This is a genomic window from Mycobacterium mantenii (assembly GCF_001667865.1).
Lineage (GTDB): Bacteria > Actinomycetota > Actinomycetes > Mycobacteriales > Mycobacteriaceae > Mycobacterium > Mycobacterium mantenii_A.
Genome location: NZ_LZJP01000083.1, coordinates 42,581 through 55,877 on the forward strand (window position 1 = coordinate 42,581; position 13,297 = coordinate 55,877).

General features: G+C 68.5%; 13 protein-coding genes. All 13 read right to left on the reverse strand.

Going from position 1 to position 13,297, the window contains the following annotated elements:
• Nucleotides 1–10 precede the first annotated feature (10 nt).
• Nucleotides 11–523 carry a lipocalin family protein gene (locus A5688_RS12845; protein ID WP_067911073.1) on the reverse strand — a complete coding sequence of 171 codons (513 nt, stop codon included), beginning with the start codon at nucleotides 521–523 and terminating at the stop codon, nucleotides 11–13.
• Between the two features lie 71 nt (nucleotides 524–594).
• Nucleotides 595–924: a hypothetical protein gene (locus A5688_RS12850; protein ID WP_067834104.1), complete on the reverse strand. Its 330-nt coding sequence runs from the start codon at nucleotides 922–924 to the stop codon at nucleotides 595–597.
• A 296-nt stretch (nucleotides 925–1,220) separates the two neighbouring features.
• Nucleotides 1,221–2,750 (reverse strand): adenylate/guanylate cyclase domain-containing protein, encoded by a 1,530-nt coding sequence (locus tag A5688_RS12855; RefSeq protein WP_067834009.1) that lies wholly within the window; start codon nucleotides 2,748–2,750, stop codon nucleotides 1,221–1,223.
• A gap of 143 nt (nucleotides 2,751–2,893) precedes the next feature.
• The gene (gene groL, locus A5688_RS12860; RefSeq protein ID WP_067834007.1) at nucleotides 2,894–4,516 is read right to left on the reverse strand and encodes a chaperonin GroEL; all 1,623 of its coding nucleotides are present in this window, start codon (nucleotides 4,514–4,516) and stop codon (nucleotides 2,894–2,896) included.
• An 81-nt stretch (nucleotides 4,517–4,597) separates the two neighbouring features.
• Complete coding sequence (groES, locus tag A5688_RS12865; protein ID WP_007773431.1) at nucleotides 4,598–4,900, reverse strand: co-chaperone GroES; 303 nt, start codon at nucleotides 4,898–4,900, stop codon at nucleotides 4,598–4,600.
• A 249-nt stretch (nucleotides 4,901–5,149) separates the two neighbouring features.
• Nucleotides 5,150–6,172, reverse strand: coding sequence for a tRNA (adenosine(37)-N6)-threonylcarbamoyltransferase complex transferase subunit TsaD (gene tsaD, locus A5688_RS12870; protein WP_067908986.1), 1,023 nt, complete (start codon nucleotides 6,170–6,172; stop codon nucleotides 5,150–5,152).
• A gap of 2 nt (nucleotides 6,173–6,174) precedes the next feature.
• Nucleotides 6,175–6,642 (reverse strand): ribosomal protein S18-alanine N-acetyltransferase, encoded by a 468-nt coding sequence (gene rimI, locus A5688_RS12875; protein ID WP_067908818.1) that lies wholly within the window; start codon nucleotides 6,640–6,642, stop codon nucleotides 6,175–6,177.
• The gene (tsaB, locus tag A5688_RS12880; RefSeq protein ID WP_207546658.1) at nucleotides 6,639–7,274 is read right to left on the reverse strand and encodes a tRNA (adenosine(37)-N6)-threonylcarbamoyltransferase complex dimerization subunit type 1 TsaB; all 636 of its coding nucleotides are present in this window, start codon (nucleotides 7,272–7,274) and stop codon (nucleotides 6,639–6,641) included. The genes rimI and tsaB overlap by 4 nt, the downstream gene beginning before the upstream one ends.
• A complete protein-coding gene (gene tsaE, locus A5688_RS12885) occupies nucleotides 7,259–7,837 on the reverse strand; it encodes a tRNA (adenosine(37)-N6)-threonylcarbamoyltransferase complex ATPase subunit type 1 TsaE (RefSeq protein ID WP_278184176.1) in 579 nt (192 codons plus the stop codon). Before tsaE ends, tsaB begins: the two co-directional genes overlap by 16 nt.
• A complete protein-coding gene (locus A5688_RS12890) occupies nucleotides 7,830–8,879 on the reverse strand; it encodes an alpha/beta fold hydrolase (protein WP_207546659.1) in 1,050 nt (349 codons plus the stop codon). Before A5688_RS12890 ends, tsaE begins: the two co-directional genes overlap by 8 nt.
• A gap of 52 nt (nucleotides 8,880–8,931) precedes the next feature.
• Nucleotides 8,932–10,098: an alanine racemase gene (gene alr, locus A5688_RS12895; protein ID WP_067833998.1), complete on the reverse strand. Its 1,167-nt coding sequence runs from the start codon at nucleotides 10,096–10,098 to the stop codon at nucleotides 8,932–8,934.
• A gap of 287 nt (nucleotides 10,099–10,385) precedes the next feature.
• Nucleotides 10,386–11,750: a glutamate decarboxylase gene (locus tag A5688_RS12900; protein ID WP_120312153.1), complete on the reverse strand. Its 1,365-nt coding sequence runs from the start codon at nucleotides 11,748–11,750 to the stop codon at nucleotides 10,386–10,388.
• Nucleotides 11,751–11,790: 40 nt separating this feature from the next.
• Nucleotides 11,791–13,212, reverse strand: coding sequence for a bifunctional ADP-dependent NAD(P)H-hydrate dehydratase/NAD(P)H-hydrate epimerase (locus A5688_RS12905; protein ID WP_067908821.1), 1,422 nt, complete (start codon nucleotides 13,210–13,212; stop codon nucleotides 11,791–11,793).
• Nucleotides 13,213–13,297 lie beyond the last annotated feature (85 nt).

Genomic DNA, 13,297 nt, shown 5'->3' on the forward strand with positions numbered 1-13,297 from the left:
CCGTCGCGGGTCAGCCCCTTAGCAGCTCGTCGGTGACGCGCCGACCAGACTGCACCGGGGTGATCCACCGTTCCAGATCAAACCCCTGCCGGGCCGCTTCCGCCAGGTAGGCCGCTTCGGTGGCGGGGTCGATGCGGGGTTCGCGAGCAAGCAGCCAAAGGTTCTTGCGGTCGGGTGTACCGACCAGGGCGACCGTATAGGCCTCATCGATCTTCAGGACCCAATAATCACCCTTCGTGAACGGTATCCACCGCAGGAACTCCGGAAGAAACGAGACCTCCAACTGGCCAGGTTTGCCGTTCACCGGCATTGCCCGGCCGATCGCCTGTGACGCTGCGCCCTTGTCGAGGCACCGGTTGTCAACCCGCACGCTTCCGTCGTCCTCGAGCGTGTAGTTGGCGGTGATGTCGGCGGCGTTGGCGTCCTCCCATCTCAGCGGGAGCCTGCCGATCTCGTACCACAGGCCGCAGTAACGGTCGAGGTCGAGCGATTCGACGGACGTGACATCAGACTGCTGGCTCATCGCTTGTTTCTCCTTCAGCTGCGCTCGGTCAGTCCACCGCGCTGGGGCCGGGCGTCGAGCAAGCAGTACGGCTAATGACCACCCGACTTTTCGTCACCCTGCTTTTTCAGGGTCTCACTCGCGCCGCTGACGACGCTTCGGATGAACTCGTACTGGGTCTTGACGAGTTTGTCGGCCATGTCGAGGGCGGCGTCGACGATGGTCTCGCGTCTCGACGGGTGATCGTCGCCATGCCCCGGCAACGACTCTTCTACGGCGCCAACGAATTTGCGTACGGCATCGATCGCGCTCCGCTGTCCGGATTCCACCGATTTGAGCACTTCGTCAGACAAGCCTGCTGCGCGTTGCGCCAGCTCGGACGCACGTTCCGCTGGACTATTTTTCTCGGTCCCCTCCGCCATGATCACTCCTGATGGATTGATTTCAGAAACGAGCCTCAAACGACTCGCCATCAGGATGCGCTCGGACGCCGGGCTCTCATAGGGCCGATGGTCCTCACTTAAGCCAAACCTCACCCGAGCCCTAAATGCCGAATGTGGGGCTTGAGGACGGAAATCGACGAGATCCCATGCATAAGCCCCACATTCGAGGCCGCAAACAACTTCTAGTGAGCGTGGCCGTGGTGATGGCCGGCGTGCTGGTCCTCGTCGGCGGGCTTGTCTACGACCGCCGTCTCAGTGGTGCTGGATGTAAGCCGTTAGCTGAGGCGGTCTATCTGAATCACTGTCGGGTCAAGGCCGAATACCTGCACCTCTACTGACTTGCCTTTCAGGGCATGCGGTCCCCGGTCGAGCAGTCCATGTGGGCGAACATTTAGGGCGTCGACGGTGTGTTGAGTAAGAAGGATCGCGTCCCCGGTGGCCTTGGTGAGCTGCTCGATGCGCGCAGCGACGTTGACGGTGTCGCCGATCAACGTGAACTCGAGTTTTCCTGCGCCGCCGATGGTTCCGGCGATCACCTTGCCGGTGTTGATTCCGATGCCGATCCGAAGCGTGTCGCCAAATCGCTCGGCAACCAGGCGATGGATCGTCGCCGCCGCGGCCACCGCGGCGTCGGCATGATCGGCGAGATCGTTGGGTGCCCCGAACACCGCGAGCGCGCCGTCGCCCAGGAACTTGTTGACGTGCCCACCGGCATCGACCACCGCCGGCACTACGATTTTGAAAAGGGCGTTGAGGTGGGCGACGGTGTCCTCGGCGCTATTCGCTTCGGCGAACGAGGTGAAGTCGCGGATATCGACGAACATCACGGTCACCTGGCGGCGCTCTCCGGTGAAGACGTCATCGCCCTGCTGCAGTAGCCGCGCCGCCAAGGCTGGGTCGACGTAGGTGCCGAAGGCTGCCTGAAGTCGTTGCCGCTCTGCCAATCCCGCCTGCATGCGGTTGAACGACGCCGCCAGCGCGCCGAGGTCGTCGTCCTGCACCACCGGTAGGCGCTGCGAATAGTCGCCGGCCACAACCCGTTTCGTTCCTTCCGCCAGGTCACGAATGGGCCGCAGGGACGGCGCGAGCGCAGCACCGACGGTCATCGGCACCCCGAAGCCGATCACCAACGCGCACCCGATACCCGCAAAGAGCACCGGTTGCTCACGCGCCCAAGGGAATGCGACCACCAGCATGGTGCCGTCGACGGCGAACAGGAACGAACTCGCCAGTAGGGCCGCGCTTGACCAAAAGGCGAAAGTCGGACGCGAGCGGGGCAGGTTGTCACCAACCGCTGTGCCACCGCCGATCGCCATTCTGGCCGGCCGAGCCGCTGCTTCCGCCGTGCCATGCACTCCACTCATCACAACGGCCGTCCCCATCAAAGCGCCCAGGACTCCGTATTGAACGCTTTGCGACCAAGTCGCCCCGGCAATGGTGGAGACAACAATGGATAACAGCCCGGTCCACGCAGCATTGAAAGCCACCGCCCGCGCGACCGTCCCCCGGGCCCATGCGTAGGTGGCGTCCAATGCGCTCGCCCGATCGACATCGCGACCGGTCACCCATCCCTCCACCAGGCGAGCGCCGCCCGCACCCGGAAGCACGGCCACGTACCACAACACGGGTGCGGCGATAAGGGCGAGAACGGCCGCCTCGATGTACCGATCGGATCCCTGCACGGCAACAATCAAGAACAACCAGAACAGGTAGGTCCACAGCATCATGGGGATTCCGACGGCGTAGACCGCCCACGAGTATCTCGCCTTGAAACGGTCCCACGCCCACTGCCAGATACGTTCCATGACGCGAGGTTAAACTTTCACGCGGCCAAGCTGCGGCGTTTAGCATTCGCGTCGAGCCGTCGCTCGACGACGCCGAACGTGGGGCTCATGTACGAAAAGCGTTGCGCTTTTGTGCGTGAGCCCCACAGTCGGGTGTCAATCAGCTAGTGCGCGTGGCCGTGGTGATGGCCGTGGCCATGCTCGTCCTCGTCGGCCGGCTTGTCGACGACGGCCGTCTCGGTGGTGAGGACCATCCGGGCCACCGACGCGGCGTTGAGCACCGCCGAGCGGGTGACCTTGACCGGGTCGATGACCCCGTCGGCGATCAAGTCGCCGTAGGTCAGCTTGTCCGCGTTCAGCCCGTGCCCGCTGGGCAGCTCGGTGACCTTGTGCACCGCGACCGCTCCGTCGAGCCCGGCGTTGGTGGCGATCCAGTACAGCGGCGCCGCCAGCGCCTCGGAGAACACGTCGACGCCCAGCGCCTGGTCGCCGCTCAGCGATTTGCGGAGCTTTTCCAGCGCCTTGCGCGTCTGCAGCAACGCGGAGCCACCGCCCGCGACGATGCCCTCCTCGACCGCGGCCTTGGCCGCCGCGACGGCATCCTCGACGCTTTCCTTGCGTTCCTTGAGCGCGGTCTCGGTGGCCGCACCGACCTGGATCACGGCCACGCCGCCGGCCAGCTTGGCCAGCCGCTCCTGCAGCTTCTCGCGGTCCCACTCGGAGTCGCTCGCCTCGATCTCGGCGCGCAGCTGCTTGACGCGGTTGGCGACCGCATCCTTGGCGCCGCCGCCGTCGACGATGACGGTGTCGTCCTTGCTGACGACCACGCGGCGGGCCGAGCCCAGCACATCCGTGCCGACCTCGCGCAGCAGCAGGCCCGCATCGGGGTTGATCACCTGCCCGCCGGTCACGACCGCCAGGTCCTCCAGGAACGCCTTGCGACGATCGCCGAAGAACGGCGCCTTGACCGCGACGGCCTTGAGCGTCTTGCGAATGGAATTGACGACCAGGGTCGCCAGCGCCTCGCCCTCGACGTCCTCGGCGATGATCAGCAGCGGCTTGCCCGATTCGGCGACCTTCTCCAGCATGGGCAGCAGGTCGGGCAGCGAGCTGATCTTGTCCTGGTGCAACAGGATCAGCGGGTCGTCCAGCACGGCCTGCTGGGAGTCGAAGTCGGTGACGAAATACGCCGACAGGAAACCCTTGTCGAAACCGACACCCTCCGTGAACTCGAGCTCGGTGCTCAGGGTCGAGGATTCCTCGACGCTGACCACGCCGTCGGTGCCGACCTTGGTCATCGCCTCGCCGACCAGCTCACCGAGCAGCTGGTCGCGCGATGACACGGTGGCCACCTGCGCGATGCCGTCCTTGCCGGAGACGGGGGTGGCCGACGCCAGCAGCGCCTCGGACACCGTGTCGGCGGCCTTGCTGATGCCCGCACCCAGTTCGATGGGGTTGGCGCCGGCCGCGACCAGCCGCAGGCCGCCCTTGACCAGCGCCTGCGCCAGCACGGTCGCCGTCGTGGTGCCGTCGCCGGCGACGTCGTTGGTCTTGGTCGCCACCGACTTCACCAGCTGGGCGCCCAGGTTCTCGAACGGGTCTTCCAGGTCGATCTCACGCGCGACGGTCACACCGTCGTTGGTGACCGCGGGGCCGCCGAATGCCTTGGCCAGCACCACATGCCGGCCGCGCGGCCCGAGCGTCACCCGTACCGCGTCGGCGAGCGTGTTCACGCCGGCCTCGATGGCGCGACGCGCTGTCTCGTCGTACTCAATGATCTTGCTCATCAGGCTCCTTCACCCAAACGCATGCCGCCCCGGAAATCACCCGCGCAGGACGCGGGGATCGCCGGGGCGGAACACGGTTCTTTACTTGGAGACGACAGCCAGCACGTCGCGTGCCGACAGGATCAGGTACTCCTCGCCGCCGTACTTGATCTCGGTTCCGCCGTACTTGCTGTAGATGACGGTGTCGCCTTCCGAGACGTCCAGCGGGATGCGCTTCGCGCCGTCTTCGTCCCACCGGCCGGGGCCGACTGCGACGACGGTGCCTTCCTGCGGCTTCTCCTTGGCGGTGTCAGGAATGACCAGACCAGACGCGGTCGTGGTCTCGGCCTCGTTGGCCTGCACGAGAATCTTGTCCTCGAGTGGCTTGATCTTCACCTTCGCCACGATTGGAGCCCTCCAGTGTTTGGGTCGGGTCCGGGACGTGCCCGGACCGGAGTTGACGGGCGGTACGGGTTGACCCCGAACCTTCCGAGTTATCAGGTGTTCGGCATCCGACCGTGCCCGAGCGCCGTCGTCGCGGGTGCCGACACAGGGCTTGGCCGATTGCCACCTAGCACTCTATACATGCGAGTGCTAGCACTCAAGGGCGCCCTGCTGCTTCTCCGGAGTTGGTGTGTCCGCGCTGAGCGAACATCAGCTCACCTGCCCTTTTAGCACCGGCAGGCCGGGGTCACTCGGCACGTCCAACGGCGACGGCGACGCCCCGGCGGCCACCAGGTGCGCGGCGAAGGATGCGATCATCGCCCCGTTGTCGGTGCAAAGCCGGGGCCTGGGGACCCGCAGCGTCAGCCCGGCCGCCGCGCAGCGCTGCTCCGCCAGCTCCCGCAGCCGCGAATTCGCGGCCACTCCCCCCGCGATCAGCAACGTGGAGACCCCGAGGTCGGTGGCCGCGCGCACCGCCTTGCGGGTCAGCACGTCGGCGACGGCCTCCTGGAACCCGGCGGCGATATCGGCGTTCGCCGCGTCCGGGTGGCTTTCCAGGTATCGCGCGACGGCCGTCTTGAGCCCGGAAAAGCTGAACGCGTAGGGGTCATCGCGCGGCCCGGTCATGCCGCGCGGGAAAGCGATGGCGTCGCGATCTCCGGTGCGGGCCAGCTCGTCGAGCACCCTGCCGCCCGGGTAGCCCAGCCCCAGCAGCCGCGCCACCTTGTCGTAGGCCTCGCCGGCGGCGTCGTCGACCGTGCTGCCCAGTTCCAGGATCGGCTCGCCGAGCGAGCGCACATGCAACAGGTGGGTGTGGCCGCCGGAAACCAGCAGCGCCACACACTCGGGCAGCGGCCCGTGCTCGTAGACATCGGCGGCCAGATGTCCGCCCAGATGGTTCACCGCATAGAAAGGCACCCCCCAGGCGGCCGAATACGCCTTGGCCGCAGCGACTCCCACCAGCAGGGCGCCGGCCAGCCCGGGCCCGATGGTGGCCGCAACGACGTCCGGCTTGTCCAGGCCGGCGGTCGACAGCGCGCGGCGCATCGCGGGCCCCAGCGCCTCCAGGTGCGCGCGCGAGGCGATTTCGGGGACCACGCCGCCGAACCGCACGTGCTCGTCGACGCTGGATGCCACCTCGTCGGCCAGCAGCGTCACCGCGCCGTCGGCGTCCAGCCGCGCGATGCCGACTCCCGTTTCATCGCAAGAGGTTTCGATGGCCAAGATGTTTATGGTCACTGGACCTCCCGTCGCATCGTGTACGCGTCAGCTCCGCTGACGCGGTAATAGCGCCGGCGCAGGCCGATCCGCTCGAACCCAACACTGGTGTACAACCCGATGGCCGCCTCGTTGTCGGTGCGGACCTCCAGGTACACGGCACCGCCCTCGGCGAAGGTCAGCAACTCGTCGAGCAGCCGGCGTCCGATGCCCCGGCCCTGATACGCGGGATCCACGCCGATGGTGTGCACCTCGTACTCGTAGGGCGGGGTGCGGCCCAGCCGCGAGATACCGGCGTACCCGACCAGCGTCTCGCCGATCCGGGCACCCACGTAATGGTTGTGGACACTGGCCAGTGCGCGGTTGAACGCCGCCGCGGGCCAGGGGTCGTCGCCGTCGAAGAGCTGCGCCTCCAGCTCGGCGCAGCGCTGCGCGTCGGCCCGAGTCAGGCCGCCGACGGTCGCGGGTTCGCTGTGGGCGGTCATTGCCGCGCCGCCAACGGTTTTGCGTCCGGGCGGCGAAGATACAGCGCCACCAGCGGTTCGGGGTCGGCGGACCAATCGGGCACCGCGGCGACGAGCCCGGCCGGTGTGGGGTAGACGGGCTCGCAGTGCGGCAGGTCGAACATCGCCGCGTGCTCCTTCGAGCCGGCCACCGCCCGCGCGGCGCCCGGATCGAGGTCGGCCGGGGCGTTGACCCCCGGCCCCTCCGCGCGAAACCCGTCGCGGTAGCGGGCCCAGTAGACCTCGCGCCGGCGGGCGTCGGTGACCACCAGCACTTCGCCGGCGGTGCGCACCCCGATGGCGTCCAGGCTGCAGACCCCACGCACCGGGATGCCGAGCGCGTGCCCGTAGGCGGCGGCGGTGGCCATCCCGGCCCGCAGGCCGGTGAACGGGCCGGGGCCGCAGCCCACCACGACGGCATCCAGGTCGGCCATCGTCAACTCCGCATCGGCCAGTGCGGCAACCACATTCGGGGTGAGCCGTTCGGCGTGGGCCCGTGCGTCGACCGTGACCCGCTCGGCGAGCACGCACAGGTCGTCACGCCGCACGATCCCGGCCGTGACGGCCGGGGTCGCGGTGTCGAGGGCCAGCACGATGCTCATGCGCGAATCCATTGCCACGAAGCGATCCGCACGTCGGACTCGCTCAGGCGTTCCAGCCGGATGTCCAGGTGACGCTCGGCAAGCCGCTCGACCAGGCCTTCGCCCCATTCCACCACCACGACAGCGTCGTCGAGATCGCTGTCCAAGTCCAGGGAATCGAGTTCGCCGAGCAGGTCGGCGCCTTGGTTGTCGGTGTGGTCGAGCAACCGGTACATGTCGACATGAATCATGGCGGGGGTGCCGGCCCGCCGCGGCGGATGCACCCGCGCCAACACGTAGGACGGTGAGGTGACCGGTCCGTCGACGTCCATCGCCGCGGCAATGCCCTTGGCCAGCACCGTCTTTCCCGCCCCGAGCGGACCGGACAGCACCACCACGTCACCCGCCCGCAGGTCCTGCCCCAGCCTGGAGCCCAGCGCCATGGTGTCCTCGACGCGCTCGAGCGTCGCGGTGCCGCCGTCAACCCGCGGCGATCGCAAGCGCGGCGAAGCCGGGCGCGGCGGGTCGACGCCGTCAACCCGCGGCGATCGCAAGCGCGGCGAAGCCGGGCGCGGCGGGTCGACGCCGTCAACCATGGCGCCGCAACTTCTCTCGTATCCGTCGTAACCGCAGCGCCGCCCTGGTCGGGGTGGCCCGCCTGACCAGTCGGACCAGTCCGCCGTTGATGGCCTCGGGCTTGTCGAGCAGTGCCAGGTGGCTGGCCCCGGCGACGATGACCAGCTCGGACTGCGGCAGGCTGGCGGCCATCTTTCGCGAATACTCGTCCGGGGTGAGCAGGTCGTGATCGCCACAGGCGACCAAGGTGGGAACCCGCAGCAGCGTCCACAACCCGGCGGTTTCGTCATGTTGTTCCAGCGCGTCCAAAAATCCCACCATGGTGGGGATCGGGGTGCTGTTCATCATCTGCTGGGAGAACGCGTCCAGGCTGCGGCTGACGTGCAGGTCGCTGTAGGAGGCGGCCCGCAGCACCGGGCCGATCAGCGACCGGGACACGTTGCGGCCGCGATGCATCAGCTTCGGCGCGGACCGCGCGGCGACCCGGACCGCTTCCAGCGCAGGGTTTTTCAGGATCTCCCCCAGCGGTGATCGCGAAACACCCTCGGCCGCCGAGGAAATCAGCGCGGCGCCGACGATCCGGCGCCCGTACTGCTCGGGGAACTGGCGGGCGTGGGACAACACCGTCATGCCGCCCATCGAGTGGCCCACCAGCACGATCATTCCGCGCGGTGCCACCACGTTCAGCACGGTTTGAAGGTCCCTGCCGAGTTGGGTCAGCGTGTAGGTCTCGGGGTCCGCCTCGCCGGATCTGCCGTGCCCGCGCTGGTCGTAGAACACCATTCGCACGTCGGGGCCCAAGTGATCGGGCAGCCGCGTGCGCTGAAAATGAAAGGCGCCCATTTGCAGGCAGAATCCGTGGACGAACACCAGCGTCAGCGGTGCATCGCCGGGGCCGGCTTCGCGGACCGCCAGCGGTATCCCGTCGGGCGTGGTCACCACCAGGCTTCCGTCGTCCTCGAGCCTGTTGAAATCCTCCTGAGCGTACGGGTCTTCGACCGTGGTGCGCTGCGTCATCGACCGTCGGGCCGAGGCTCCGACGATGGTGGCGACGGCAGTCACCCCGGCGCCTCCCGCAAGCCAGGCCCTGCCCCTGTGGCGCCTGCGGGGTTTCTCAGGGCTCAACGGTGTTCGCCTCGCGGTAGGTCCTGGTGATCCGCCCGCGGGGGCTGGTCACCACTTCGTAGTGGATGGTGCCGAGCAGGTCGGCCCAATCCTGCGCCGTGGGTTCGCCGCCACCGCCTGGCCCGAACAGGATCGCCTCGTCGCCTTCGGCCACGTCGGTGCGCCCCGGTCCGAGGTCGACCACGAACTGGTCCATGCAGATTCGCCCGACACCCGGGCGCCGCCTGCCGTTGATCAACACCTCGAGCCGGCCGCCCAACGACCGGAAGACGCCGTCGGCGTAGCCGACCGGCAGCAGCGCGAGGTTGGTGTCGCGCTGCGCGGTCCAGGTGTGGCCGTAGGACACGCTCTCCCCCGCACGAATCGACTTGACCAGTGCCACAGTGCATTTCACCGTCATCGCCGGCACCAGACCCATGTCGCCGAGCTCGGGAACCGGACTCAACCCGTATATCGCGATGCCGGGGCGCACCATGTCGAAGGCCAGGTCTGGGCGGGACATGGTGGCCGAAGAATTCGACAGGTGCGCCACGTCGAACCGCACACCCTGGTCGCGCGCCTGGGAGAGCAGCTCGCTAAACCGTTGGGCCTGAAGGTTATTCACGGGATTGGCGGGCTGATCAGCGTAGACCATGTGCGACATCAGGCCCCGCAACACGATGGCCTCCTCGGCGACGGCCCGGCGCAGCGCGGTCAGCATCGAGGGGTATTGGGCCGGCGCCACCCCATTGCGGTTCAGTCCGGTGTCGGCCTTGACGGTGACCGTCGCGGTCCGGCCGGTGCGGCGCGCCGCGTCCAACAGCTCGTCGAGCTGGCGCTCCGACGACACGGCGATCTGAACGTCGGCCAGCAGCGCGGGACCGAAGTCGATGCCCGGCGGGTGCAGCCAGGCCAGCACCGGCGCGGTGATCCCCGCGGCGCGCAGCGCCAGGGCCTCGGCGACGGTGGCGACACCCAGCTCGGCGGCCCCCGCGGCGAGCGCGGCGCGCGCCGTCTGGATGGCTCCGTGGCCGTAGCCGTCGGCCTTGACCACGGCCATCACCTGCGCGCCGCCGGCCTGCTCGCACAGCAACCGCACGTTGTGCTCAATCGCGCCCAGGTCGACCAGGGCCTCGGCGAGGACGCCCGGTGTCAGGGATATCGGCGTAACGGCCAAGGATGTCGCGCTCCCACTCGTTTGTCTGTCAGTTCGCAGCAGCCATTCTCCCAGAACGGATCGGACACACCGTTCGCCGACGGCGGACGGACCGCACACAGCCGGGCCGTGTTGTCGCAATGATCACAGCGGCCACATGCGCCCCGGCGCGTCGGTAAACACGCAATTGCCCACCTCTGCGCGACAACGCGCAGGATGACGCGGTCGCCAGCGCGTTGTCGCTGCGAGGCGGGCATCACACACATCGCTTCCGGGCCCGGGACCACTGTGGCCCGTGTGACGGAAACTCAGTGCGCGAAGTGCTCGGCGCTGTAGTGCCCGCCCGGCTTGAGCTTGTCCAGCGACGCCAGCGCGCTGCGGGCGTCGTCGTGCAGCGCCCGGGCCAGGTCGGCGGACAGGCCCTCGCGCACCACGATGCGCAGCACCGAGATGTCGGTCGCGTTGTCGGGCATGGTGTAGGCGGGCACCTGCCAGCCATAGCCGCGCAGTTCGTGGGAGACGTCGAACTCGGTGTAGCCGCGGTCCTTGGCCAACCGGAAGCTGACCACCGGGATCGCCGAGCCGTCGGAGATCAGCTCGCAATGTTCGCCGACACGCAGCTGCTCAGCCAGCCAGCGCGCGGTCGACGACAGCGTCTGCATGACCTGCGTGTAGCCCTCGCGGCCCAGCCGCAGGAAGTTGTAGTACTGGCCGACCACCTGGTTGCCGGGGCGGGAGAAATTCAGCGTGAAGGTTGGCATGTCGCCGCCCAGGTAATTGACGTGGAACACCAGGTCCTCGGGCAGGTACTCCTTGCTGCGCCACACGACGAACCCCACACCTGGATAGGTCAGCCCGTACTTGTGGCCGCTGACGTTGATCGACACCACCCGCGGCAGCCGGAAGTCCCACTTCAGTGACGGATGCAGGAACGGCACCACGAATCCGCCGCTGGCGGCATCGACGTGCACCGGGACGTCCACGCCGCCGTCGGCGGCCAGCTTGTCCAGTGCCGCGCAGATCTGGGCGATCGGCTCCAGCTCGCCGGTGTAGGTGGTGCCCAGGATCGCGACCACGCCGATGGTGTCCTCGTCGACGGCGTCGACGACCTGCTCGGGGGTGATGACGTAGCGCCCCTCCTCCATCGGCAGGTAGCGCGGCTCGACGTCGAAGTAGCGGCAGAACTTCTCCCAGACCACTTGGACGTTGGAGCCCATCACCAGGTTCGGGGTGCGCGTCTTCCACTCCTTGCCGACTTTCGCGCGCCACCGCCACTTCATCGCCAGCCCGCCGAGCATCACCGCCTCGCTGGACCCGATGGTCGAGACCCCGCAGGCGCTGGAGGGGTCGTCGTCGCGCAGGCCGTCGGCGTGGAACAGGTCGGCCACCATGCACACGCAGCGCTGCTCGATGGCCGCCGTCGCCGGGTACTCGTCCTTGTCGATCATGTTCTTGTCGAACGTTTCCGCCATCAGCCGCCCGGCCTGGGGGTCCATCCAGGTGGTGACGAAGGTCGCCAAGTTCAGCCGGGAACTCCCGTCGAGCATCAGCTCGTCGTGGATGAAGCGGTAGGCGGCCTCGGGATCCATCGACTCGTCGGGCATCCGCAGGGCCGGTACCGGCGCGGTGAACAGGCGCCCGGTGTAGGCCGGGGCGATGGCATGCGCGGGCATGGAAGGGTGTTGGGGCACAACGAAATCCTTTCTACTGCTGCTACAGGGCGGCCAGGGCGGCTCGGATGTGCGGCACCATGCGCGACGCCGAGGTGGGCGCCTCGCCGGGGCCAGGGTCGGCGGCCGACAGTGCCGCGGCACGCGCATGCACGAAGGCCGCCGCGGCGGCCGCCTCAGAAGGTGGCAAGCCCGACGCCAGCAGCGCGCCGATCATGCCGGACAACACGTCACCGGAGCCGGCGGTGGACGCCCAGGATTGCCCGGCCGGATTGAGGTAGACCGGGCCGCCCGGATCGGCGATGACCGTGACGTTGCCCTTGAGCAGCACCGTGGCGCCCAACGCGTCGGCCAGCTTGCGGCACGCACCCACCCGGTCATCGCCGGGCGGGTTACCCGCCAGGCGGGCGAATTCACCGGCGTGCGGCGTCAGCACCGTCGGCGCGGTGCGGTTGGCCACGAGGTCGGGATGGGCCGCCAGGATGGTGAGTCCGTCGGCGTCCACGATCACCGGCAGGTCGGTTTCCAGCGCGAACCACAGCGCCGCGGCCCCGATGTCGTCGGTGCCCAATCCCGGCCCGACGACCCAGGATTGCACCCGGCCGGCCGACGCCGGGCTGGGCGAGGCGATCACCTCGGGCCAGTGTGCGAGCACCTCGCGGTGTGCGCTGCCGGCGTAGCGGACCATGCCGGAGGTCGCCGCGACGGCGGCGCCGGTGCACAGGACGGCGGCGCCCGGATATGTCGACGAACCGGCCATCACGCCGGTGACGCCCTGGGTGTACTTGTCGTCGTGCGGCCCGGGTACCGGCCAGCGGGCGGCGACGTCGGCCGCCTCGAAACCCAGCGTGTCGGTATCCGGCAGATCGAGCCCGATGTCGATCAGCCGCACCCGCCCGCAGTCGGCGAGCGCGTGCACGGGTTTGAGCCCGCCGAAGGTGACGGTCAGCACGGCGTGCACCGCGGGTCCGGCGATCGCCCCGGTCGCCGCATCGATGCCGCTGGGGATGTCGACGGCGACCACCGGGATTCCCGCGTCGTCGACTGCGGCGAACACCTCGGCCGCGGCGGGTCGCAGCGCTCCCGAGCCGGAGATGCCCACCACGCCATCGATGACGAGATCGGTTGTCGGCGAGACGCTTTCGACGATGCGGCCGCCGGCTTTCCGGAGCGCCGCCAGGCCTTTGCGGTGAGTGCGCTCCGGGTTGAGCAGGATCGCGTCGGCGGCCGCGCCGCGACGGCGCAGGAAGGTGGCCGCCCACAGCGCGTCACCGCCGTTGTCCCCGGAGCCGACGACCGCGCACACACGCCGCCCGGTTACCCCGCCGGTGCGGGCGGCTAACTCACCGATGATCTCGGTCGCCAGGCCGTAGGCCGCGCGCCGCATCAGGGCGCCGTCGGGCAGGCTGGCCAGCAGTGGGGCTTCGGCCTGGCGGATCGCGTCTACCGGGTAGTAATGCCGCATCAGAGTCAGATTACGTGTCGCCGTCGCGGTGTACAGCCGCGCACGGCCCGGCCACATTCACCGCTTCCGGCACCGTTGCGGAGTG

Bases quoted from the DNA above. Each gene is read 5' to 3' on its own strand.
- A5688_RS12855 (WP_067834009.1), bottom strand. From the start codon at position 2,750: ATGGAACGTATCTGGCAGTGGGCGTGGGACCGTTTCAAGGCGAGATAC.
- A5688_RS12905 (WP_067908821.1), bottom strand. From the start codon at position 13,212: ATGCGGCATTACTACCCGGTAGACGCGATCCGCCAGGCCGAAGCCCCA.
- tsaB (WP_207546658.1), bottom strand. From the start codon at position 7,274: ATGGATTCGCGCATGAGCATCGTGCTGGCCCTCGACACCGCGACCCCG.
- A5688_RS12900 (WP_120312153.1), bottom strand. From the start codon at position 11,750: ATGCCCGCGCATGCCATCGCCCCGGCCTACACCGGGCGCCTGTTCACC.
- rimI (WP_067908818.1), bottom strand. From the start codon at position 6,642: ATGACCGCCCACAGCGAACCCGCGACCGTCGGCGGCCTGACTCGGGCC.
- A5688_RS12850 (WP_067834104.1), bottom strand. From the start codon at position 924: ATGGCGGAGGGGACCGAGAAAAATAGTCCAGCGGAACGTGCGTCCGAG.
- tsaE (WP_278184176.1), bottom strand. From the start codon at position 7,837: ATGGTTGACGGCGTCGACCCGCCGCGCCCGGCTTCGCCGCGCTTGCGA.
- groL (WP_067834007.1), bottom strand. From the start codon at position 4,516: ATGAGCAAGATCATTGAGTACGACGAGACAGCGCGTCGCGCCATCGAG.
- A5688_RS12845 (WP_067911073.1), bottom strand. From the start codon at position 523: ATGAGCCAGCAGTCTGATGTCACGTCCGTCGAATCGCTCGACCTCGAC.